Source organism: Pseudomonas fitomaticsae (assembly GCF_021018765.1).
GTDB classification, from domain to species: Bacteria; Pseudomonadota; Gammaproteobacteria; order Pseudomonadales; family Pseudomonadaceae; genus Aquipseudomonas; species Aquipseudomonas fitomaticsae.
In genome coordinates this window covers 5,369,419-5,391,779 of the sequence record NZ_CP075567.1, presented here as the reverse complement: position 1 = coordinate 5,391,779, position 22,361 = coordinate 5,369,419, and the positions used below count along the sequence as shown (strand labels likewise).

Here is a 22,361-nt window from a genome sequence, read left to right as displayed (position 1 = left end):
GGATGTCGGGGAATGCAGCAGTTTTAGTGCTGCAGGATTTTCTCGAGGAAATGCTGCGCGCGTTCGGAGCGTTGGCTGATGTCGCCAAAGAACTCTTCTTTCTTGCAGTCTTCGATGATCTTGCCGGCGTCCATGAAGATCACGCGGTCGGCCACTTTACGGGCGAAGCCCATTTCGTGGGTCACGCACATCATGGTCATGCCTTCGTGGGCCAGTTGCACCATCACGTCGAGCACTTCGTTGACCATTTCCGGGTCCAGCGCCGAGGTCGGTTCGTCGAACAGCATGACGATCGGATCCATCGCCAGCGCACGGGCGATCGCCACACGCTGTTGCTGACCGCCGGACAGTTGACCCGGGTGCTTGTGGGCGTGAGCCGAGAGGCCGACACGTTCGAGCAGTTGCAGGCCTTTCTTGGTCGCCTCTTCCTTGCTGCGGCCCAGCACCTTGATCTGCGCGATGGTCAGGTTTTCGGTGATGGTCAGGTGCGGGAACAGTTCGAAATGCTGGAACACCATGCCGACGCGCGAGCGCAGTTTCGGCAGGTTGGTCTTCGGATCGGCAATCGATGTTCCATCGACCACGATGTCGCCTTTCTGGAACGGCTCCAGTGCGTTGACGCACTTGATCAGGGTCGACTTGCCCGAACCGGACGGACCGCAGACCACGATCACCTCACCCTTTTTGACCTCGGTGCTGCAATCGGTCAGCACCTGGAAGTCCCCATACCACTTGTTGATGTTCTTGATAGAGATCATACGGCGAACCTTTTTTGCAGACGCTTGACCAGCACCGAGGCGGCAAAGCTGATGGTGAAGTACACGAGACCTGCGAAGATCAGGAACTCATTCGAGCGGCCAATGATGTCGCCACTGGCGCGCGAGGCGTTGAGGAAGTCCACCAGGCCCACGGTGTAGACCAGCGAAGTGTCCTGGAACAGGATGATGCTCTGCTGCAGCAGCAGCGGGGTCATCTTGCGGAACGCCTGGGGCAGGATGATCAGGCGCATCATCTGGCCGTAGGTCATGCCCAGTGCCTGTGCCGCGCCCATCTGGCCTTTCGGGATCGACTGCACGCCGGCCCGGACGATTTCGCAGAAGTACGCCGCTTCGAACATCATGAACGCCACGATGCACGAGGTGAACGCACCGATCGGGGTGTCTTCGCCGGTGATCCAGCGCAGCACGAACGGCACCGCCAGGTAGAACCAGGTGATCACCAGCAGCAGCGGGATCGAACGGAAATAGTTGACGTACGCGCCGGCGATGCTCGACAGCAGTTTGCTGTGGGACAGGCGCATCAGCGCGAGGATGGTGCCGAGGATGATCCCGCCGACCACGCCCAGCGCCATCAGCTTGAGGGTCATCAGCATGCCGTTCCACAGGCCGGGAATGGCCGGAACGATGCCACTGAAATCGAATTCCATTATTTACCCCCCACGGAGATCAGGCCGGGCACGGCGACTTTCTTCTCGACCATGCGCATCAGCAGCATCAGGCTCATGTTGAGGGTGAAATAGATCAGGGTCGCCAGGGTGAAGGCTTCAAACAGGTTGGCCGAGAATTCGGCGGTCTGTTTGGTTTGCGCCAGCAGCTCCATCAGACCGATCAGGGACGCCACGGAGGAGTTCTTGAACACGTTCAGAAATTCCGAGGTGAGCGGCGGAATGATGATCCGGTAGGCCTGGGGCAGCAGCACGTTCCAGTAGATCTGCGGCAGCTTGAAACCCATGGCGCGGGCGGCGGATTCCTGGCCACGCGGCAGCGCCTGGATACCGGTGCGAACCTGTTCGCAGACACGGGCGGCGGTGAACAGGCCCAGGCAGACGACAACGCTCAGGTAGGCCGAGGTGGTCGGGTTCAGGTCCTGTTTGTACCACTCCTGCAGATCCGGCGGCAGCAGATCGGGCACCAGGAAGTACCAGATGAACAGCTGAACCAGCAGCGGCACGTTACGGAACAGTTCGACGTAGCAGGTCGCGATGCCCGACACGATGCGGTTCGGCACGGTGCGCATGATGCCCAGCAGCGAGCCGAGTATCAGGGCGATGATCCAGGCCACGATGGCGATGGCGATGGTCCAGCCCAGACCGGAAATGAACCAGTCGAGATAGGTCTCGCTGCCCACGCCGGTGGACTTGAAGAACACGCCCCAGTCCCAGTTGTAATTCATTAGGGTCTCCCCTCGATTCGATCGATGTACAAGTGCCCGCCTGGGGAAGCTCCGTTCCCGCCCTGATTGTGAAAATCAGGCACACGCGATCGGCTCGACAGCCACCGGTTCGAGTGTTTCCAGAAAATGCCAGCAGGGAGTGACCATCCCCTGAAAAGGCAGGCGCCTCTTCAGGGGATAAGGTTAGTCAGAAATCAGGATTTCTTGTCGTCAGCCGCTTTGTCGGTCGGATTGGCGATCAGGGCCTTGAGCTCGTCGCTCATCGGGAAGTTCAGGTTCAGGCCTTTTGGCGGAATCGGCTGCATGAACCATTTTTCGTAGATCTTGTTGATCTCGCCCGAGGCGTAGGTCGCCTTGATGGCGTCGTCGACAGCCTTTTTGAACGGCTCGTCGCCTTTGCGCATCATGCAGCCGTAGATTTCGTACGACTGTGGAGTACCGGTCACGGCCCAGTCGGAGGCTTTCTTGGCCTTGGCGGCTTCGCCGGCCAGCAGGGCGTCGTCCATCATGAACGCAACGGCACGACCCGATTCCAGCATCTGGAAGGATTCACCGTGGTCCTTGGCGGAAATCACGTTCATGCCCATCTGCTTGTCGGCGTTCATCGCCTTGAGGATGCGCTCGGAAGTGGTGCCGGCGGTGGTCACGACGTTCTTGCCTTTCAGATCGTCGAAATCCTTGTACTTGGAGTCAGCCTTGGACAGCAGACGGGTACCGATTTCGAAGATGCCGACGGAGAAGTCGACCTGTTGCTGACGCTCGACGTTGTTGGTGGTGGAGCCGCACTCGACGTCCACGGTGCCGTTCTGCACCAGCGGGATACGGGTTTGCGAGGTGACCAGGTTGTATTTGACCTGCAGGTTTGGCAGGTCCAGGTCTTTCTTGATCGCTTCGACGATGGCCAGCTGGATATCGTGGGAGTAGCCGACCGGCTTGCCGGAAGCGTTAGCGATGTAGGAGAAAGGAATGGAAGCGTCACGGTGGCCCAGGGTGATGACGCCGGACTCTTTGATCTTCTTAAGGGTGCCGGTGAGTTCGGCAGCGAAAACTGGTGTGCTGATCAGAGCGGCAGCAATGGCTGCGCCCAGGATATGGGGAACGATGCGCATCAAATTTTCCTCGACATTGTTTTTTTTATGGAGCCGGTTGAGCGGGCCCTTTTGTGCTTCGAATGCCTGACGGCTCCTGTTGTGTTGGCGCAACAGGCATTCGTCGAAGGAGTGTAGAGCATGAGTCGTGCCAGACCAGTCGGTGCAAGTTAATTCATTGATTTATAACGTTATTAAAGTTTTGTGATGGGTTTTTTTCGTGAATCTGATCCGGTTAACCGAATTGACCGTCAGGTCGCGTTCGGAAAACCGAACGTCCTCGGCGCGGCCTGTTTCAGCCTGAATGCAAAAAGCCCCTGAATCTTTCGATTCAGGGGCTTTTTGTTCAGCGACGAACGAATCAGGCCGCTTCGATCTTGCTGCGGTTCTGCTCGACCTTGTTCAGGTACGCCGCCAGTCGCTCTTGCTCGGCCGGTGTGGTGAACAGGCCCAGTTTGCTGCGACGCCACAGGATGTCGTGCGCGGTGGTGGCCCACTCTTCGGTGCACAGGTAATCGACTTCACGGGTGTAGAGCCCGCCGCCGATGTGTTCGCCCATGTCGACCAGGGTGTCGACGCCTTCGAGCATGCGCCAGGTGCGGCTGCCGTAGGTGGTGGCCCAGCGGCGTGCGATTTCGGTTGGTACCCAGTCGAACTTGTCGCGGATCAGCGCGCTCAGGGCCTGAGGCGTGGTCATGTCTTCGCCGCCGGGCAGGGTGGCGGTGGCCGTCCAGCTCGGGCGCATCTGGGTGAAGTACGGCATCAGCTGCGCCATCGCCGATTCGGCGAGCTTGCGGTAGGTGGTCAGCTTGCCGCCGAACACCGACAGCAGCGGCGCTTCTTCGGTGCTGCCGGACAGCGCCAGGGTGTAGTCGCGGGTCACGGCCGACGGGTTGTCGGATTCGTCGTTGCACAGCGGACGTACGCCCGAGTAGGTGTGCAGGATGTCGTCACGGCTGATCTGCTTCTTGAAGTGGGCGTTGACCACTTTGAGCAGGTAATCGGTTTCGCCGTCGGTGATCGCCACTTTGGCCGGATCGCCGGTGTACTCGCGGTCGGTGGTGCCGATCAGGGTCAGGTTGTTCAGGTACGGAATGGTGAAAACGATGCGCTGATCTTCGTTTTGCAGGATGTGCGCGTGATCGCCTTCGTACAGCTTCGGCACGATGATGTGGCTGCCCTGGATCAGGCGGATGCCGTACGGCGATTCCATCTTCAGGTCGTCACGGATGAACTTGGCGACCCACGGGCCGGCGGCGTTCACCAGCGCTTTGGCGGTGATCGAAAACAGGCTGCCGTCGGCGCGTTCCAGGTTCAGGTGCCACAGGCCCTTGGCGCGACGGGCGCTGACGCAACGGGTCTGGGTGTGAATGTGCGCGCCTTTTTCACGGGCGGCCATGGCGTTCAATACGACAAGGCGGGCGTCGTCGACCCAGCAATCGGAGTATTCGAAGCCTTTGCTGATTTCGCTTTTCAGTGCGCTGTCGGCGCCGAATTTCAGGCTTTTGGAGCCAGCCAGTTTTTCGCGCTTGCCGAGGTGGTCATAGAGGAACAGGCCCGCGCGGATCATCCACGCCGGACGCAGGTGCGGACGGTGCGGCAGCACGAAGCGCATTGGCTTGACGATGTGCGGGGCCTTGGCCAGCAGCACTTCGCGTTCGGCCAGCGCTTCGCGCACCAGACGGAATTCGTAATGTTCGAGGTAGCGCAGGCCACCGTGGATCAGCTTGCTGCTGGCCGAGGAAGTGTGGCTGGCCAGGTCGTCCTTTTCGCAAAGGAACACCGAAAGACCGCGACCGGCGGCATCCGCTGCGATCCCCACGCCATTGATCCCGCCGCCGATGACAGCGATGTCGTAGATCTCGGAGATAGGGGGCGTACGCAAGGTAGATGTGGACATCGGCTGGCCTCGGGCTCTTTTGATTTTCTGTCTTGGAAATCGAACATGAATGTTCATTTGCGAAAATGGTAGCCCATAAAGACGCGCGCAGCCAGTCGACTTCGATTGAAAAAACTCATCGAAGGGCCGTTAAAAGAAAATTTTCGAACATGAAGTGCGCGTTAGAGCGCGGAAAGGGACGATTGTGAGATCGCTTTCGCGGGCAAGCCCGCTCCCACAGGACTTTCGTCGTTCACAGAGCTGATGAACGCAACAGGCACTGTGGGAGCGGGCTTGCTCCGGGCGGCGATCCGACGAAGGCGCCAGTACAGGCGCTGAGGATGTAAGGGGTTAAACGACTTCCAGGCGAATCTTGTGCTGGCTCAGCAGTTGCGCCAGAGCTGGCACCGGTTGCTGGTCGGTGACCAGGCAATCGATCAGGCTGATCGGACCGAGGCGGATCATCGCGTTCCGGCCAAACTTGCTGGAATCCGCTGCCAGGATCACCTGCCGGGCATTGGCGATGATCGCCTGGGATACGCGCACTTCCTGGTAATCGAAGTCGAGGAGGCTGCCGTCTTCGTCGATGCCGCTGATGCCCACCAGTGCAAAGTCGACCTTGAACTGGTTGATGAAGTCCACGCTCGCCTGACCCACTACGCCGCCGTCGCGACGCACGTTGCCGCCGGTCAGCAGCACATCGAAATCATCCTTGGCACTGAGCATCGAAGCGACGTGCAGGTTGTTGGTGATGATTTTCAGGTGACTGTGATTGAGCAGGGCGCGGGCAATCGATTCGGTGGTGGTGCCGATATTGATGAACAGCGAGGCGTGATCGGGAATCTGTGCGGCGATGGCTTCGCCAATGCGTTGCTTTTCATCGCGCATCTGATCGGCGCGCATCGCGTAGGCGGTGTTTTCAACACTGGAATCATAGGCGGCGCCGCCGTGGTAGCGACGCAGCAGATTGGCTTCCGCCAGTTGATTGATATCGCGGCGGATGGTTTGCGGGGTAACAACGAACAGCGTGGCCATTTCCTCGATGCTCACATAGCCGCGTTCGCGGACCAGCTCGAGGATTTGCTGCTGACGGGGAGGCAGATTCATGGGGCTTCCTTTGGGCTGCCGTGCAAAATTTGCCCATGATGCCGCAGGAATCTCCTCCCGACCAGTTTCCAAACAACGTGAAAGCTACTTCGTGCTGGGCGCCTTCGGCGTTACGCAAGCAATCCTGCGTTAAAAACAGGCTCGGACTGCTCATTTACAAACCCGTAAAGTCGAGTGCGACCCCAGCCGGCCTTCGCCTGTTTTTGCCTTGTCTTGCCTTCGCTCGCTACGCTTTCACGCTGTTTGGACCAGCCTTAGTCAGTCCTCAGACTGGCTTATTCGGCGTCTTCACGCTCCCAGTCACGGGTACGGCTGACGGCTTTTTTCCAGCCTTTATACAGCTTCTCTTTTGCCGCTTCGTCCAGGCTCGGTTCGAACTCGCGCTCGATCACGGCCTTGCCGCGCAGTTCTTCCAGGCTGCCCCAGAAACCGCAGGCCAGGCCGGCCAGATAAGCGGCGCCCAACGCCGTGGTTTCGCGCATTTTCGGACGCTCGACCTGGGTGCCGAGAATGTCGGCCTGGAACTGCATGAGGAAGTTGTTCGCCACCGCACCACCGTCCACGCGCAGGGCCTTGAGGCGTTCACCGGAGTCCTGTTGCATGGCGTCGAGGACGTCGCGGGTCTGGTAGGCAATCGATTCCAGCGCCGCGCGGATGATGTGATCCACCCGCACGCCACGGGTCAGGCCGAACAGGGCGCCACGGGCATACGGGTCCCAGTAGGGAGCGCCGAGGCCGGTGAAGGCTGGCACCAGATAGACGCCGTTGCTGTCCTTCACTTTGTTGGCGAAGTATTCGGTGTCGTGGGCGTCGTTGATGATCTTCAGTTCATCGCGCAGCCACTGCACGGTCGAACCGCCGTTGAATACGGCACCTTCCAGGGCGTAAGCCACTTCGCCGCGTGGGCCGCAGGCGATGGTGGTGAGCATGCCGTGCCGGGATTTCACCGCTTTGTCGCCGGTGTTCATCAGCAGGAAGCAACCGGTGCCGTAGGTGTTTTTCGCCTGGCCCGGCTCGACGCACATCTGGCCGAACAGCGCAGCCTGTTGGTCGCCGGCGATACCGCCGATGGCGATGCCGCTCTTGGTGCGACCGTAGATTTCCGAAGAGGCTTTGACTTCCGGCAGCATCTCGCGCGGGATGTCGAGGATCTCCAGCATCTTCGCGTCCCACTCAAGGGTGTGGATGTTGAAGAGCATGGTGCGCGAGGCGTTGGTGTAGTCGGTGACGTGCACCTTGCCGCCGGTGAATTTCCAGATCAGCCAGCTGTCGACGGTGCCGAACAGCAGTTCGCCGTTGCGCGCGCGCTCACGGCTGCCTTCGACGTTGTCGAGGATCCACTTCAGCTTGGTGCCGGAGAAGTACGGGTCGGTGACCAGGCCGGTGGTGTCACGGATGTAGTCTTCATGACCGTCGCGCTTGAGTTGCTGGCAGATCTCGGTGCTGCGGCGGCATTGCCAGACGATCGCGTTGTACACCGGGCGGCCGGTGGTCTTGTCCCAGACCACGGTGGTTTCACGCTGGTTGGTGATGCCGATGGCGGCGACCTGGTCATGGTGCAGGCCGGCCTGGGCCAGCGCTTCGACCATCACCGCGCTCTGGGTGGCGAAGATTTCCATCGGGTCGTGTTCGACCCAGCCGGCTTGCGGGTAATGCTGGGCGAATTCGCGTTGTGCGGTGCAGACCACGTTCGCGTCACGGTCGAAAATGATCGCGCGGGAGCTGGTCGTACCCTGATCGAGGGCAATGATGTAGTTCTTGTTCTGAATGTCGGTCATGTCGATTGCCTTGGACGAAATAAGGGAGAGTGGGCCGTGGCGCGGGCTCTAAAGGGCAGGAGCTCGCGCCGACTGTTTCAAGAAGTTCTTGGTTTGCCGTCAATGGCCGGTTCTGCATCCTTTGTAGCAGGTGTGGCGCCGGTCAGGTGGCGGGCAATCAGCCCGCGATACCCGGCAGCGCCGAGGCAGGCACCGACAATCGGTGCAAAAATCGGAATCAGGAAGTACGGGATTTCACGTGCGCCGGTGAAGGAAATTTCACCCCAGCCGGCGAAGAAAGTCATCAGTTTCGGACCGAAGTCCCGGGCCGGGTTCATCGCGAAACCGGTCAGCGGGCCCATCGAACTGCCGATCACGGCAATCAGCAGACCGATCAGCAGCGGCGCCAGCGGGCCTTTCGGCAGGCCGTTGTTGTCGTCGGTCAGGGACATGATCACGCCCATCAGGATCGCGGTGATGATCACCTCGACCAGAAACGCCTGTGCGGTCGACAGCGCAGGGTTCGGGAAGGTGGAGAACACCGATGCCAGTTCGAGGCTGGCTTCAGTGCCACGAACCATATGGTGAGTTTGTTCGAAATCGAAGAACAGGTTGCTGTACAGCGTGTAAACCAACAGCGCGCCGCAGAAGGCGCCGGCGACCTGGGCCAGAATGTAGAACGGCAGTTTGCGCTTTTCGAAGTCGGCGAAAATGCTCAGGGCAATACTGACGGCAGGGTTCAGGTGCGCACCGGAAACACCGGCGGTGAGGTAGATCGCCATGCTGACGCCGACGCCCCAGATGATGCTGATTTCCCACAGACCGAAGCTGGCGCCCGCGACCTTGAGCGCGGCGACACAACCCGTACCGAAAAAGATCAGGAGTGCAGTACCCAGAAACTCGGCCAGGCACTGGCTCGAGAGCGAAGGTTGCTGTAACGCAGTTGTCATTGAAAACCTCGGTTTTTGTTGTTGTCTGGCGCGTTGCCGACAGGGCAATGCGCGATTTTCGCCGAGGCAGGATCCCCATCCTGTTCCCGGTTTACTGCTGGGTGCTGCGATGACGATAATTCTTACATTATTCAGATTCGAAAAAATATAGACAAGAAACAAACCTGTCAAAGGTCGAAAGTGAACCATCAGTCACAAATAAAATATCAGTCATGTGAATGATCCTGCGGGTCACCCGGCCTGTGCGGCGGATATCGGCCTGCAAACCCCGGGAAACGTGGCGCGTGGTAGAGCCTTTTACACAGCGATGGCCTAAAATCCGCCGCAGGATTTTTTGCCACTGCCGAGCCCGGAGCTGCCATGACCCCTGCGTTGGACTTGTTGAAAAAAGTTCGTGCCGAACATCGCGTGCACAGTTACGAACATGACCCGAAGGCCGCGTCGTATGGCCTGGAGGCCGCGGAAAAACTGGGACTCGATCCGGCGCAGGTGTTCAAGACGCTGCTCGCGGCCAGTGAGAAGGGTGAGTTGCTGGTGGCGGTGGTGCCGGTCGTCGGAAGTCTCGACCTCAAGGGACTTGCTCACGCCGCCGGCGTGAAAAAAGTCGAGATGGCCGATCCGGCCGCCGCGCAACGTTCCACCGGTTACTTGCTGGGCGGCATCAGCCCGCTGGGGCAGAAAAAACGCCTGCGTACCTTCATCGATAACTCGGCCCAGCCTTTTGCGACCATTTATGTCAGCGCCGGGCGGCGCGGGCTGGAAGTGGAGCTGGCGCCGGCGGTCTTGGCGGAACACACCCAGGCGAAATTTGCCGACATCGGTCGCCCTTGACGTCTGTATGAAGAAAATTGGCCGGTACTGTCACTGGCGCTGATCCGGCCGGCGCTGCATGCTCGTTCGACTGACACAGGGAGAAGGTTATGCAGCTCGAGTTTCATCAGGTCGACGCGTTCAGTGATCGGCCGTTCAGTGGCAATCCGGCAATGGTCTATCGGCTCGACGCGTGGCTCGCGGACGAACTGATGCAGAAGATCGCCGCCGAGCACAATCTGGCGGAAACCGCGTTTCTGGTGCGTGAGGGGCAGGCGTGGCACATCCGCTGGTTCACGCCGACCACCGAGGTGCCGCTGTGTGGTCACGCGACCCTGGCCAGCGCCTATGTGCTGTTCGAGATCTATAAGGAAAGCGCCGAGCGTCTGGACTTCACCTGCAAGTCCGGGCCGTTGAGCGTCAGCCGTGAAGGCGACAGATTGTGGCTCGATTTCCCGGCGATCGAAGCGGTGGAGAAAGGCGTCACCGTGGAGATCGAGCGGGCGCTGAATGTTCAGGCAGTGGATGTCCTGAGTTCCAACGAGCTGTTCGTGGTGCTGGAGTCCGAGCAGGCGGTGCTCGATTGCACGCCGGACATGGTCGCCTTGGCCAAACTGCCTTGGCTCGGCGCAATCGTCACCGCTCGGGGCAATCAGCATGATTTTGTCTCGCGCTATTTCGCTCCGGCCATCGGCATCAATGAAGACCCGGTGACCGGCTCGACCCATTGCAGCCTGATTCCGTACTGGTCGAAACGTCTGGGCAAATCCAGCCTCACTGCATGCCAGCGTTCGGCGCGGGGCGGGGAGCTGTTTTGTCGGCTGGAAGGCGAGCGGGTGAAGATCGGCGGGAATGCGACGCTGGTGGCCAGCGGGACATTGATGCTGAGCTGAAACCAAACAATAAGGGAGCCTTCAGGCTCCCTTATTGTTTGTGTGCGGATCAGTGCGCGGTGCTGTAACGGCGAACGCCGTTTTCCACGGCGGGAATCTGCGCAGCCGTGCTGCCGGAGGCCTGGAACAGCACCAGATGCTCCGCTGCCACCCGAATCCCGACATCCGCGCCCACCTGATGATCGGCGTGGCTCGGGAAGATCGATTCCAGCTGTGCGCCGGTCGGCAGTTGCAGGCGATACAGGGTCGAGGCGCCGAGGAAGGTCTTGCCGACGATCCGTGCTTTCAAGCCACTGTCCGGTGCATAAACGATGTCGTCCGGACGTAGCAGCACATCCACCGCGCCACCGATCGGCCAGGTGTAGGCACGATTGCCGCGCAGTTCACCGAGTTCGGTCTGCACCGATTCCGGGCTGCCAAGCTGGCCGCGAATGAAATAACCCTGACCGATGAAGCTGGCCACAAACGGTGTCGCCGGCTCGTGATAGAGGTTGTAGGGCGTATCCCACTGCTCCAGCCGGCCTTCCTTGAACACGCCGACGTGATCGCTGACGGCGAAGGCTTCTTCCTGGTCGTGCGTCACCAGAATCGCGCTGGTGCCACGGGCCTTGAGGATGTCGCGCACTTCATGGCTGAGCTTGCGGCGCAATTCGCCATCGAGGTTGGAGAACGGCTCGTCGAGAAGCAACAGTTGCGGTTCCGGCGCCAGGGCGCGGGCGAGGGCGACACGTTGTTGCTGGCCGCCGGACAGCTCGTGGGGGAAGCGTTTGCCGAGGTTCTTCAGGTTGACCAGCTCCAGCAGCTCTTCGGTGACGCGCTCCTTGTTCGGGTGCTTACGGATGCCGAAGGCGATGTTGTCCGCGACACTCAGGTGAGGGAACAGCGCGTAGTCCTGGAACACCATGCCGATCCGGCGCTTTTCCGGGGCGAGGGTGAAACCGGCGCTGGAAATTACTTCACCGCCGAGAGAGATTTCCCCTTCGTGCACCGGTTCGAAACCGGCAATCGCGCGCAGGGTGGTGGTCTTGCCGCAGCCCGAGGAGCCGAGCAGGCAACCGATGTCACCGGCGTTGAGGTGCAGATTGAGGTTCTGCACCACACGTTGATCTTGATAACCGCAAGCGAGGTTGCGCAGGTTCAGCAGTAATTCATGGCTCATGCGTGGTGATATGCCGGTTCAACAAGGAACTCGAGCAGGGCCTTCTGTGCGTGGAGACGGTTTTCTGCCTGATCCCAGGCGACGGAGCGCGGGTCATCAAGCAGGTCGAGACTGATTTCTTCGCCGCGGTGTGCGGGAAGGCAGTGCAGGAATAACACGTCCTCGGCCGCGAGGTCGAGCAGGGCGCGGGTGACCTGGTACGGCGCGAAGAGCTTGAGGCGCTTGGCGGTTTCCTCTTCCTGGCCCATGGAGGTCCAGACGTCGGTGCTCACCAGATGCGCGCCGCGCACGGCGTCTTTCGGGTCGCGGACGATGGTTACGCGGTCACCGGCCTTGGCCACGAACTCAGGGTTTGGCTCGTAGCCTTCCGGACAGGCCACGCGCAACTGGAAGTCGAACTGGATCGCCGCTTCTATATAGCTGTTGCACATGTTGTTGCCGTCGCCGATCCAGGCCACGGTCTTGCCCTGGATCGAGCCGCGGTGCTCGAGGAAGGTCTGCATGTCGGCCAGCAACTGGCACGGGTGCAGGTCGTCGGACAGGCCGTTGATCACCGGCACGCGGGAGTTGGCGGCAAATTCGGTCAGGGTGCTGTGGGCAAAGGTACGGATCATCACCGCATCGAGCATGCTCGACATGACGATGGCGCAGTCACCGATAGGCTCGCCACGACCCAGCTGGGTGTCGCGCGGCGACAGGAAGATCGCCTGGCCGCCGAGCTGGATCATGCCGGCCTCGAAGGAGATCCGGGTGCGGGTCGAGGATTTCTCGAAGATCATCCCCAGGACGCGGTTTTTCAGAGGCTCGAACAGTACGCCGCGGTTACGCAGGTCCTTGAGCTCAACGCCTCGACGGATCACGCTGACCAGCTCTTCGGGCGTGCAATCCATCAGGGAGAGAAAGTGCCTTGCGCTCATCATTGACTACCTTTTTGCTACAAACCGCAGATGCTCAAAGCCTTGTTTATCGGAACAACGGGCGAGACCTGCGGCGTAAGCCGCACGGGGGCGACGAAATAGGGGAAGGCGCGATATTGACACTAAATGTCGCGTTTTTCCAATAGGCTACGGTTTTTGCAGAAATGTGCCGGGGTGAGAACAGTGCGAACACTGTGATTTCCGGTCAGTTTTCGAGAGGGCAGCGAGGCATTTGTACACTGGCCCCGCCGGGCTTGGCAATCAGGCGCGGCGGGGATGGCACAGCCCTGGTCGGTTTGCGACCCGTGAGCCACCGGTTCGCTTGGTCGGATGCGCAGGTTGAAACATTTGCTAAAGCAAAGTGCTGGGTTATAAATAAATCACGAGCGACGCAGGAAGCCTCCGCATGGAATCGAAAGAAAAACTGTTAATGGAACTGCTGGGCCACACGGCACGCTCATTGACCCACCTCACCGCGTCGATGACCTCGATGTCCTTCGAACTGCTGCGCAGCGAAGACGACGTGGTCAAGGCCGCCAGCCGGCAGATGATCGACCGCATGGCGACCATCAGCGCCGGGCTCGACGAGCATTGGCGACTGATCGGCGAACTCACCGGCGTCCACGTCGCCCACGAGCAGATCGAGACCATCCAGGAAATCCAGCTGGCCGCGCCGCCTCAGCTTCCGGCGAACTGACGGGTCTATCGGTCGGCCTGATGGTCGCCGATTCACAAGACGAACGTCGCTGGCGCTGCACCGGGTCGCGGGCCATAGTTTTGTTCCCGCAGGCGTGATCGCCTGCCCAGAACAAGACAGAGACTGGCCATGACCAAGACTCTCCATCACCGTGCCTGCCACCTGTGTGAAGCCATCTGCGGCTTGACCATCGAAACCACCGAAACCGACGGCCAGGTGCAGATCACCTCGATCAAGGGCGATGCCCTGGACACGTTCAGTCGTGGGCACATCTGCCCCAAGGCCGTCGCGCTGCAAGATATCCAGAACGATCCGGATCGCCTGCGCCAGCCGATGCGCCGGGTCGGTAGCGAATGGCTGCCCATCGAGTGGGACGAAGCGTTCGAGCTGGTCGCCGAAAAACTCTCGGCGATTCAGGAGCGTCATGGGCAGAACGCGGTCGCCGTGTATCAGGGCAACCCGAGCGTGCATAACTACGGGCTGATGACCCACAGCAATTACTTCCTCGGCCTGTTGAAAACCCGCAACCGCTATTCGGCGACGTCGGTCGATCAACTGCCCCATCACCTGACCAGCTATCTGATGTACGGCCACGGCCTGCTGCTGCCGATCCCGGATATCGATCACACCGACTTCATGTTGATCCTGGGCGGTAATCCGCTGGCGTCCAACGGCAGCATCATGACCGTGCCGGATGTCGAGAAACGACTGAAGGCGATCCAGGCACGAGGCGGCAAAGTGGTGGTGGTCGATCCACGGCGCAGCGAAACGGCGGCGATGGCCGATCAGCACTTGTTCGTGCGTCCCGGTGGCGATGCGGCGTTGTTGTTTGGTGTGCTCAATACACTGTTCAGCGAAGGGCTGACGTCGATCAGTCATTTGCCGGTGGACGGTCTGGATGAAGTTCGCGCGGCGGTGGCAGGGTTCACCGCTGAAGCCATGAGCCCGTTGTGCGCCGTTCCCGCCGAACAGATCCGCCAACTGGCCCGGGACTTCGCCGCGGCGCCAAGCGCCGTTTGCTACGGCCGGATGGGAGTTTCCACTCAGGCCTTCGGCACGCTGTGTCATTGGGTCGTGCAGTTGATCAATCTGGTGACCGGCAACCTCGACCGCGTCGGCGGTGCCTTGTGCACAGAGCCAGCGGTGGATCTTGTGGCCTCGACTTCGGGCGGGCACTTCAATAAATGGCAGAGCCGCGTGTCGGGGCGTCCTGAATACGGCGGCGAGTTGCCGGTTTCGGCGCTGGCCGAAGAGATGCTCACCGAAGGCGAGGGGCAGATTCGCGCGCTGATTACCGTGGCTGGCAATCCGGTGTTGTCCACGCCCAACGGCCGGCAACTGGAGCAGGCGCTGGACGGGCTGGAGTTCATGGTCAGCGTCGACCTGTATATCAACGAAACCACGCGCTACGCCGACCTGATCCTGCCGTCGACCTCGGCGCTGGAGAATGATCACTACGACACCACCTTCAACCTCTTCGCGGTGCGCAACGTCACCCGGTTCAACCGGGCGATCCTCGCCAAACCCGAAGGTGCGCTGCACGACTGGGAAATTTTCGTCGGCCTGGCCAAGGCCTTTGCCGCGAAGACCGGCAAGGAGCTGAAACCGACGATACCGCCGGCGAAGATGATCGACATGGGGTTGCGCATGGGCTTGTATGGCGATGCATCCGAGCAAAAATTGTCGCTTGCGACGCTGTTCGACCATCCGCACGGTGTTGACCTGGGAGCGCTCAAACCCAACCTGACAGCGCGATTGAAGACCGTCAGTCAACGAATTCAGGCGGCGCCGCCGGAAATCCTGGCTGACTTGGCGCGGTTTGCCGCTTTGCAGGCGCCGGCCGCCGATGAGCTGTTGATGATCGGTCGCCGTCATGTGCGCAGCAACAATTCGTGGATGCACAATTACCATCGACTGGTGAAAGGCAAGCCGCGTCATCAGTTGCTGATGAACCCGGACGATCTCGCCTGTCGCGGGCTCAGTGACGGTCAGCTTGTGCGCGTGAGTTCGCGGGTCGGGCAGATCGAGGTCGAAGTGCTGGGCAGTGCGGACATGATGAAAGGCGTGGTCAGCCTGCCGCACGGATGGGGCCATGCCCGGCCGGGTGTGCAGATGGCGATTGCCAGCGGCCAGCCCGGCTCAAGCGCCAATGACCTGACCGATGAATGCCAGCTCGACGAGCTGTCTGGCAATGCGGCGCTCAATGGCGTGCCGGTGACGGTGGCGGCGGCGTAAGCAAGTCTGTCGGGGAGACCGAGCAGGGCGCTCGGGATTCCGTTACAATGCGCCACCGTGCCGACCCACGAGTCGGAAAGTTCAGCCGAGGTGCTCCATGGATATCATCGAAACGATTAAAGAGCAGATTGCCAACAACACCATTCTGCTTTACATGAAAGGCTCGCCGAATGCCCCGCAGTGTGGCTTCTCCGCGAAAGCTGCGCAGGCAGTGATGGGCTGTGGCGAGAAGTTCGCCTACGTCGACATCCTGCAGAACCCGGAAATCCGCGCCAACCTGCCGAAGTACGCCAACTGGCCGACTTTCCCGCAACTGTGGGTCGGCGGTGAACTGGTCGGCGGCAGCGACATCATGGCTGAAATGTTCGCCAACGGTGAGCTGCAGACGCTGGTCAAGGAAGCATCCGCCAAGGCTGCTGCGGCCAAGTCCGAAGCCTGATTGGCTTCTGCCCGGATTTCAGCGAGTCTGAAGTCCGGGCAATAAAAAGCCCCGCCTCTCGAAAGAGGGCGGGGCTTTTTAGTGTCTCGAGTTTAGCGCTGGCTAATTACTCGTCTTCGCCCATCTGCGATTGCAGATAGTTCTCAAGACCAATCTTATCGATCAGGCCCAGTTGGGTTTCCAGCCAGTCGATATGTTCTTCTTCGGATTCCAGAATGTCTTCGAGCAGTTCGCGGCTGCCGAAATCACCGACGGATTCGCAATGGGCGATGGCGACCTTGAGGTCGGCATGGCCGGTCTTTTCGATACGCAGGTCGCACTCCAGCATTTCCTTGGTGTGCTCGCCGATGTGCAGCTTGCCCAGGTCCTGTACGTTCGGCAGGCCTTCGAGGAACAGGATGCGCTTGATCAGCTTGTCCGCGTGCTTCATTTCGTCGATGGATTCTTTGTACTCGTGCTTGCCGAGCTTGTTCAGGCCCCAATCTTCATACATGCGTGCATGCAGGAAGTACTGATTGATCGCGACCAGCTCATTGGCAAGGATCTTGTTGAGATGCTGGATGACTGTTACGTCGCCTTTCATGATGGGAGTCCTGCCCTAAGTAGCGGTATATAAGGCAGAGTTTGAGCTTGGTATTTATAAGTGTCAAACCTAAGTTATTGAATAATAAATGAAAATTAATCGGAATAAGAATGTTTGTGTTCCGCGTCTAGACGCTAAGCAGTTGATTTTCAGGCATAAAAAAACCGGACATAAGTCCGGTTCTTCGGATTCGGGATAATTACGCGGCGGTAAACTCTGCCGGGTAGGGGATTGCAGCCTGGGCGGTTTGCAGCTTGGTCAGGGTTTCGCGAACCACTTCCTTCGCCAGGCACGCACATTTGCCGCATTGGCTGGCTACGCCGGTGGCCTGACGGACTTCTTTATAGCTGCAGCAACCTTCATAGATCGCTTCGCGGATCTGTCCGTCGGTGACGCCAGTGCAGAGGCAAACATACATAAGTGAGAACCGTCGCTGGTTGTGACTCAATTGCGATGGATCTTAATGTTAACGAGAATGATTGTCAAAGTGCTTTCTCAGTGGTTTTCATCGCCAACGGCTGTGACTGACGAACGGTGGTGCATGGCTGAATGCCAGCCCGGATTTCGCGAAAAACCTTTGAGGACAGTCGAAAAACGCAGTGTATGATGGTCGGCCCTTGCGAAGGGGGTTCGTGTCACAGGGCTGTCGCCTGAGGGTGGCAGGCTGGCCCGAACCCTGAACTTCAAGTTTTTACACCAGGAGATATCAATGAGCGTACTCGTAGGCAAACAAGCCCCTGACTTCACCGTCCCGGCCGTACTCGGCAATGGCGAGATCGTTGACAGCTTCACCCTGTCCTCGGCCATCAAAGGCAAATACGGCCTGGTGTTCTTCTACCCGCTGGACTTCACCTTCGTCTGCCCGTCCGAGCTGATCGCTCTGGACAACCGCATGGCCGACTTCAAGGCACGCAACGTAGAAGTGATCGCCGTGTCGATCGACTCGCACTTCACCCACAACGCCTGGCGCAACACCCCGGTCAACAACGGCGGCATCGGTCAGGTGAAATACACCATGGCTGCCGACATGAAGCACGACATCGCCAAGGCCTACGACGTTGAGTCCGAAGGTGGCGTGGCTTTCCGTGGCGCGTTCCTGATCGACGACAAAGGCGTTGTCCGCTCGCAGATCGTCAACGACCTGCCGCTGGGCCGTAACATGGAAGAGCTGATCCGTCTGGTCGACGCGCTGCAATTCCACGAAGAGCACGGCGAAGTCTGCCCTGCCAACTGGAAAAAAGGCGACAAAGGCATGAACGCTTCGCCAGAAGGCGTTGCGGCTTACCTGACCGAGAACGCTGCTGCCCTGTAAGGCACAACGTCGAGGTACAAAAAAACCGGCTCTTGAGCCGGTTTTTTCATGCATGGAAGAAACCCGACGGGGATCAGTCGTCGAAGTCTTCCCAGCCGCCCATCTGTTTCCAGCGGTTGACGATGCCACAGAACAGCTCGGCCGTCTTCTCGGTGTCGTAACGCGCGGAGTGCGCTTCGCGGCCATCGAAGTCGATGTCGGCTGCCTGACAGGCCTTGGCCAGTACGGTCTGACCGTAAGCCAGACCGGCGAGGGTCGCGGTGTCGAAGCTGGAGAAAGGGTGGAACGGGTTGCGCTTCATGTCCAGCCGCGCAACGGCGGCGTTGAGGAAACCCAGGTCGAAGCTGCTGTTGTGGCCGACCAGAATCGCCCGCTTGCAGCCGTTGGCCTTCAAGGCCTTGCGCACACCGCGGAAGATGTCGGTCAACGCCGTTTCTTCGCTGACGGCCATGCGCAACGGGTGATCGAGCTTGATCCCGGTGAACTCCAGCGCCGCCGCTTCAACGTTGGCGCCTTCGAACGGCTCTACGCGGAAGAAGTAGGTGTGATCCGGGTAGACGAAACCCTTTTCATCCATGGCGATGGTGGTCGCGGCAATCTCCAGCAGAGCGTCGGTGGCCGAGTTGAAACCACCGGTTTCTACGTCGACGACAACCGGCAGGTAGCCGCGAAAGCGTGCTGCCATTGGATGGCGCGAACCGCCGCCACCTTGACCGTCCAGTTCGTCGTCGAAATGGTCTTCACTCACGCGTGTTCCTCCAGCAGGCGCCAGCGCAGTTTTTCACCGGCGCGCAGCGGGATAACGGTCAGCTCGCCGAACGGCAGGCTGGTCGGGGCGGTCCATTCGTCACGAACCAGGGTGATGCGATCGGTGTTTGCCGGCAGGCCGTAGAAACGCGGGCCGTTGAGGCTGGCGAACGCTTCGAGCTTGTCCAGCGCATTGCGCTGTTCAAAGGCTTCGGCATACAGCTCGATGGCGGCGTACGCGGTGTAGCAGCCGGCGCAGCCGCAGGCGGCTTCCTTGGCGTGCTGGGCATGCGGCGCCGAGTCGGTGCCGAGGAAGAACTTCGCGCTGCCGCTGGTGGCGGCGTCGAGCAGGGCTTCCTGGTGTGTGTTGCGCTTGAGGATCGGCAGGCAATAGAAGTGCGGCCGGATCCCGCCTACCAGCATGTGGTTGCGGTTGTAGAGCAGGTGATGCGCGGTGATGGTTGCGCCGACGTTGGCCGAAGCCTCGTTGACGAACTGCACGGCGTCGCCGGTGGTGATGTGTTCGAACACCACTTTCAGCGTCGGGAAACGCTCGACCACGCGGCGCATGTGCTCGTCGATGAAGATTTTTTCGCGGTCGAACACGTCGACATCGCCACGGGTGACTTCACCGTGGATCAACAGCGGCATGCCGACTTCGGCCATGGCTTCCAGCGCCGGGAAAATCTTGTCGATGCTGGTGACCCCGGAATCGGAGTTGGTGGTGGCGCCGGCCGGGTACAGCTTGGCGGCATGCACGAAACCGCTGGCCTTGGCCTCACGGATTTCTTCGGGCTGGGTGCGGTCGGTGAGGTACAGCACCATCAGCGGCTCGAAACGACTGCCGGCCGGGCGGGCAGCGAGAATCCGCTGGCGATAGCCATCGGCTTCAGCGGCGTTGCGCACCGGAGGTACCAGGTTGGGCATGATGATGGCGCGACCAAAGGTGCGCGCGACATCCGCAACGGTATTGGTCAACACGGCACCATCGCGAAGATGAATGTGCCAGTCGTCGGGACGCAGCAGGGTCAGGCGGTCGGACATGAGGGGATTCCAGGCGGGTCAAACTGAGGCGAATGCTACCGGAAAAGACTCTTGCAGGCACTCGCTATCAAGTTTTGCGACGAGCGTCCGATATCCCATAGGTATGCCGTAAAGATGTATGTCTCGGTCTTTTTTGTTGTAGAAGCCAATGGAGCCTCCCGTGCGCCAGCGATATTTAGCCTTGCTCAGTGTGTTTGCCAGCCTTCCCGCGATGGCACTGACCTACCAGACCCGTCTGGAGAACATTGAGTGGACGGTCGAGGGCGACAAGTTCGAGTGCCGTCTGACGCAGCCGATCACCGACTTCGGCTCGGGGCAATTCGTGCGCAAGGCCGGCGAGCAGGCGACTTTTCGCCTGAATGCCTACAACGCCATGCTCGGCGGTGGTTCGGCGACCTTGCTGGCGGCGGCGGCGCCGTGGCAGCCGGGACGTGGCGACATCAATCTGGGCACGGTTCGACTGGGCAGCGGCAACGTGCTGTTCAACAGTTCCCAATCCCAGGCCGGGCAACTGATCAGTGGGCTGATGGACGGTCGCAGCCCGGTGGTACGCCGGGCATCGGGCGACGGTCGGGTGTCGGAAGTGCGCCTGTTGCCGGTCAAATTCAGCAAGGCTTTCAACGACTACCAGACCTGCGTGGCGAAACTGCTCCCGCAGAATTTCGATCAGGTCAAACAATCGCAGATCGGTTTCCCCGGCGAAGGCATCGAACTGGACGCCGCCGCCAAGGCCAAGCTGCAAGTGATGCTCGAGTACATGAAGGCCGATCCGACGGTCAATCACATCGAACTCGACGGCCACTCCGACAACAGTGGCAATCGCCTGACCAATCGCGAACTGTCGCGCCGCCGCGCCTTGGCCGTGGTCGACTTCTTCAAGGCCAACGGCATCCAGGAATCGCAGATCACCGTGCGTTTCCATGGCGAACGCTACCCGTTGGTGCCGAACACCAGTGCCGCCAACCGGGCCAAGAACCGTCGGGTCAATGTGCACCTGGCACGGGTTGCGCCAACGGCAGCTCCGGCACCGACAGCCAGTGCCCCGGCCAACGCTGCGGCGACTTCCTGACTTGTCGGTCATCGTCGCGCCGTCGAAACAATCTGTCGCTTTGTCGTCTTAAGCTGTCGCGCCTCTGTAAATTATCGCGTTTGAGCGGTAGACTCCTCGGCTTTCCGTAGAACCCCGTGGAGTGATGGCATGGCGGACGTAAACAAGGTCGTTCTGGCGTATTCCGGCGGCCTGGACACTTCGGTGATCCTCAAGTGGCTGCAGGATACTTATAACTGTGAAGTCGTGACCTTCACCGCTGACCTGGGTCAGGGCGAAGAGGTCGAGCCGGCTCGCGCCAAGGCGCAGGCCATGGGCGTCAAAGAAATCTACATCGACGACCTGCGCGAAGAATTCGTGCGTGACTTCGTGTTCCCGATGTTCCGCGCCAACACCGTTTACGAAGGCGAGTACCTGCTGGGTACATCCATCGCGCGTCCGCTGATCGCCAAGCGTCTGATCGAAATCGCCAACGAAACCGGCGCCGACGCCATTTCCCACGGCGCCACCGGCAAGGGCAACGACCAGGTGCGTTTCGAATTGGGTGCCTACGCACTCAAGCCAGGCGTGAAAGTAATTGCTCCATGGCGCGAGTGGGACCTGCTGTCCCGCGAGAAGCTGATGGACTACGCCGAGAAGCACGCGATCCCGATCGAGCGCCACGGCAAGAAGAAATCCCCGTACTCGATGGACGCCAACCTGCTGCACATCTCCTATGAAGGCGGCGTGCTGGAAGACACCTGGACCGAGCACGAAGAAGACATGTGGCGCTGGACCGTCTCCCCGGAGAAGGCTCCCGACACCCCGCAATACCTGGAACTGACCTACCGCAATGGCGACATCGTTGCGCTGGACGGCGTCGAAATGACCCCGGCCACCGTGCTGGCGACGCTGAACAAGATCGGTGGCGAACACGGCATCGGCCGTCTCGACATCGTCGAGAACCGTTATGTCGGCATGAAATCCCGTGGCTGCTACGAAACTCCGGGCGGCACCATCATGCTGCGCGCGCACCGCGCCATCGAATCGATCACCCTGGACCGCGAAGTCGCTCACCTGAAAGACGAGCTGATGCCGAAGTACGCCAGCCTGATCTACACCGGCTACTGGTGGAGCCCTGAGCGTCTGATGCTGCAACAGATGATCGACGCCTCCCAGGTCAACGTGAACGGCGTTGTGCGCCTGAAGCTGTACAAGGGCAACGTGATCGTGACCGGTCGCAAGTCCGACGATTCGCTGTTCGACGCCAACATCGCGACCTTCGAAGAAGACGGCGGCGCCTACAACCAGGCCGACGCGGCGGGCTTCATCAAGCTCAACGCGCTGCGCATGCGCATTGCTGCCAACAAGGGCCGCAAGCTGTTCTGAGTCCTTCGGGCCTGATGTGAAAAAACGGCCTTGTCGCAGCGACAAGGCCGTTTTTTTTTGATTTTCCCTCCTTTGGCTTGATCGTTATCGGTCAACGCTCCTGTCTCCTTCAACTGCGCATCGTGCATTGCATGGAGCTCTTGTTCCGCATTTTAT

The 22,361-nt window shown here is 60.0% G+C and carries 22 protein-coding genes; 8 read left to right on the top strand and 14 right to left on the bottom strand.

Features of this window, described 5'->3' with window-relative positions; translation table 11 throughout:
- Positions 1–23: 23 nt before the first annotated feature.
- The 8 genes from KJY40_RS24355 to KJY40_RS24320 all read right to left on the bottom strand — a co-directional run bounded on the left by KJY40_RS24355 (position 24) and on the right by KJY40_RS24320 (position 8,953).
- Positions 24–758: an amino acid ABC transporter ATP-binding protein gene (locus KJY40_RS24355; RefSeq protein WP_007953170.1), complete on the bottom strand. Its 735-nt coding sequence runs from the start codon at positions 756–758 to the stop codon at positions 24–26.
- Positions 755–1,426 carry an amino acid ABC transporter permease gene (locus KJY40_RS24350; protein ID WP_007953172.1) on the bottom strand — a complete coding sequence of 224 codons (672 nt, stop codon included), beginning with the start codon at positions 1,424–1,426 and terminating at the stop codon, positions 755–757. The genes KJY40_RS24355 and KJY40_RS24350 overlap by 4 nt, the downstream gene beginning before the upstream one ends.
- Positions 1,426–2,172, bottom strand: coding sequence for an amino acid ABC transporter permease (locus tag KJY40_RS24345; RefSeq protein ID WP_085745278.1), 747 nt, complete (start codon positions 2,170–2,172; stop codon positions 1,426–1,428). Before KJY40_RS24345 ends, KJY40_RS24350 begins: the two co-directional genes overlap by 1 nt.
- 194 nt (positions 2,173–2,366) lie before the next feature.
- A complete protein-coding gene (locus KJY40_RS24340; protein WP_230733247.1) occupies positions 2,367–3,281 on the bottom strand; it encodes a glutamate/aspartate ABC transporter substrate-binding protein in 915 nt (304 codons plus the stop codon).
- Between the two features lie 340 nt (positions 3,282–3,621).
- Entirely contained in the window at positions 3,622–5,160 is a 1,539-nt protein-coding gene (glpD, locus tag KJY40_RS24335) for a glycerol-3-phosphate dehydrogenase (RefSeq protein ID WP_230733246.1), read from the bottom strand.
- Positions 5,161–5,490: 330 nt separating this feature from the next.
- Positions 5,491–6,246, bottom strand: a complete 756-nt coding sequence (locus KJY40_RS24330) for a DeoR/GlpR family transcriptional regulator (protein WP_007953179.1) — start codon at positions 6,244–6,246, stop codon at positions 5,491–5,493.
- A 275-nt stretch (positions 6,247–6,521) separates the two neighbouring features.
- Positions 6,522–8,024 (bottom strand): glycerol kinase GlpK, encoded by a 1,503-nt coding sequence (gene glpK / locus KJY40_RS24325; protein ID WP_230733244.1) that lies wholly within the window; start codon positions 8,022–8,024, stop codon positions 6,522–6,524.
- Between the two features lie 77 nt (positions 8,025–8,101).
- Positions 8,102–8,953, bottom strand: coding sequence for an MIP/aquaporin family protein (locus tag KJY40_RS24320; protein WP_007953183.1), 852 nt, complete (start codon positions 8,951–8,953; stop codon positions 8,102–8,104).
- A gap of 360 nt (positions 8,954–9,313) precedes the next feature.
- On the opposite strand from KJY40_RS24320, the gene ybaK reads away from it, so the two are divergent.
- Together ybaK and KJY40_RS24310 are read left to right on the top strand one after the other, a co-directional pair.
- Positions 9,314–9,784: a Cys-tRNA(Pro) deacylase gene (gene ybaK / locus KJY40_RS24315; RefSeq protein ID WP_007953184.1), complete on the top strand. Its 471-nt coding sequence runs from the start codon at positions 9,314–9,316 to the stop codon at positions 9,782–9,784.
- An 89-nt stretch (positions 9,785–9,873) separates the two neighbouring features.
- Positions 9,874–10,656 carry a PhzF family phenazine biosynthesis protein gene (locus KJY40_RS24310; protein WP_230733242.1) on the top strand — a complete coding sequence of 261 codons (783 nt, stop codon included), beginning with the start codon at positions 9,874–9,876 and terminating at the stop codon, positions 10,654–10,656.
- A 49-nt stretch (positions 10,657–10,705) separates the two neighbouring features.
- On the opposite strand, the gene KJY40_RS24305 is transcribed toward KJY40_RS24310, so the two are convergent.
- Positions 10,706–11,815 carry an ABC transporter ATP-binding protein gene (locus KJY40_RS24305; RefSeq protein ID WP_179693896.1) on the bottom strand — a complete coding sequence of 370 codons (1,110 nt, stop codon included), beginning with the start codon at positions 11,813–11,815 and terminating at the stop codon, positions 10,706–10,708.
- Positions 11,812–12,732, bottom strand: coding sequence for an ornithine carbamoyltransferase (gene argF, locus KJY40_RS24300; protein WP_045121707.1), 921 nt, complete (start codon positions 12,730–12,732; stop codon positions 11,812–11,814). Before argF ends, KJY40_RS24305 begins: the two co-directional genes overlap by 4 nt.
- 406 nt (positions 12,733–13,138) lie before the next feature.
- On the opposite strand from argF, the gene KJY40_RS24295 reads away from it, so the two are divergent.
- The 3 genes from KJY40_RS24295 (at position 13,139) to grxD (ending at position 16,103) form a co-directional block, all read left to right on the top strand.
- A complete protein-coding gene (locus KJY40_RS24295) occupies positions 13,139–13,429 on the top strand; it encodes a hypothetical protein (protein WP_007963969.1) in 291 nt (96 codons plus the stop codon).
- Positions 13,430–13,558: 129 nt separating this feature from the next.
- Entirely contained in the window at positions 13,559–15,664 is a 2,106-nt protein-coding gene (locus KJY40_RS24290) for a molybdopterin oxidoreductase family protein (RefSeq protein ID WP_230733241.1), read from the top strand.
- A gap of 97 nt (positions 15,665–15,761) precedes the next feature.
- Positions 15,762–16,103 carry a Grx4 family monothiol glutaredoxin gene (gene grxD, locus KJY40_RS24285; protein ID WP_003227729.1) on the top strand — a complete coding sequence of 114 codons (342 nt, stop codon included), beginning with the start codon at positions 15,762–15,764 and terminating at the stop codon, positions 16,101–16,103.
- Between the two features lie 106 nt (positions 16,104–16,209).
- Here grxD and bfr read toward each other — a convergent pair whose 3' ends face one another.
- Complete coding sequence (bfr, locus tag KJY40_RS24280) at positions 16,210–16,686, bottom strand: bacterioferritin (RefSeq protein WP_230733240.1); 477 nt, start codon at positions 16,684–16,686, stop codon at positions 16,210–16,212.
- Between the two features lie 199 nt (positions 16,687–16,885).
- Positions 16,886–17,104, bottom strand: coding sequence for a bacterioferritin-associated ferredoxin (locus KJY40_RS24275; RefSeq protein WP_007953193.1), 219 nt, complete (start codon positions 17,102–17,104; stop codon positions 16,886–16,888).
- Positions 17,105–17,395: 291 nt separating this feature from the next.
- On the opposite strand from KJY40_RS24275, the gene KJY40_RS24270 reads away from it, so the two are divergent.
- Positions 17,396–17,998, top strand: a complete 603-nt coding sequence (locus KJY40_RS24270) for a peroxiredoxin (RefSeq protein WP_007953195.1) — start codon at positions 17,396–17,398, stop codon at positions 17,996–17,998.
- Between the two features lie 73 nt (positions 17,999–18,071).
- Here KJY40_RS24270 and rnt read toward each other — a convergent pair whose 3' ends face one another.
- Entirely contained in the window at positions 18,072–18,746 is a 675-nt protein-coding gene (gene rnt / locus KJY40_RS24265; RefSeq protein ID WP_007953196.1) for a ribonuclease T, read from the bottom strand.
- A complete protein-coding gene (pyrC, locus tag KJY40_RS24260; protein WP_039765844.1) occupies positions 18,743–19,789 on the bottom strand; it encodes a dihydroorotase in 1,047 nt (348 codons plus the stop codon). Before pyrC ends, rnt begins: the two co-directional genes overlap by 4 nt.
- 160 nt (positions 19,790–19,949) lie before the next feature.
- On the opposite strand from pyrC, the gene KJY40_RS24255 reads away from it, so the two are divergent.
- Together KJY40_RS24255 and KJY40_RS24250 are read left to right on the top strand one after the other, a co-directional pair.
- A complete protein-coding gene (locus tag KJY40_RS24255; protein ID WP_230733239.1) occupies positions 19,950–20,858 on the top strand; it encodes a flagellar protein MotY in 909 nt (302 codons plus the stop codon).
- Between the two features lie 129 nt (positions 20,859–20,987).
- The gene (locus KJY40_RS24250) at positions 20,988–22,205 is read left to right on the top strand and encodes an argininosuccinate synthase (protein WP_007953201.1); all 1,218 of its coding nucleotides are present in this window, start codon (positions 20,988–20,990) and stop codon (positions 22,203–22,205) included.
- Positions 22,206–22,361 lie beyond the last annotated feature (156 nt).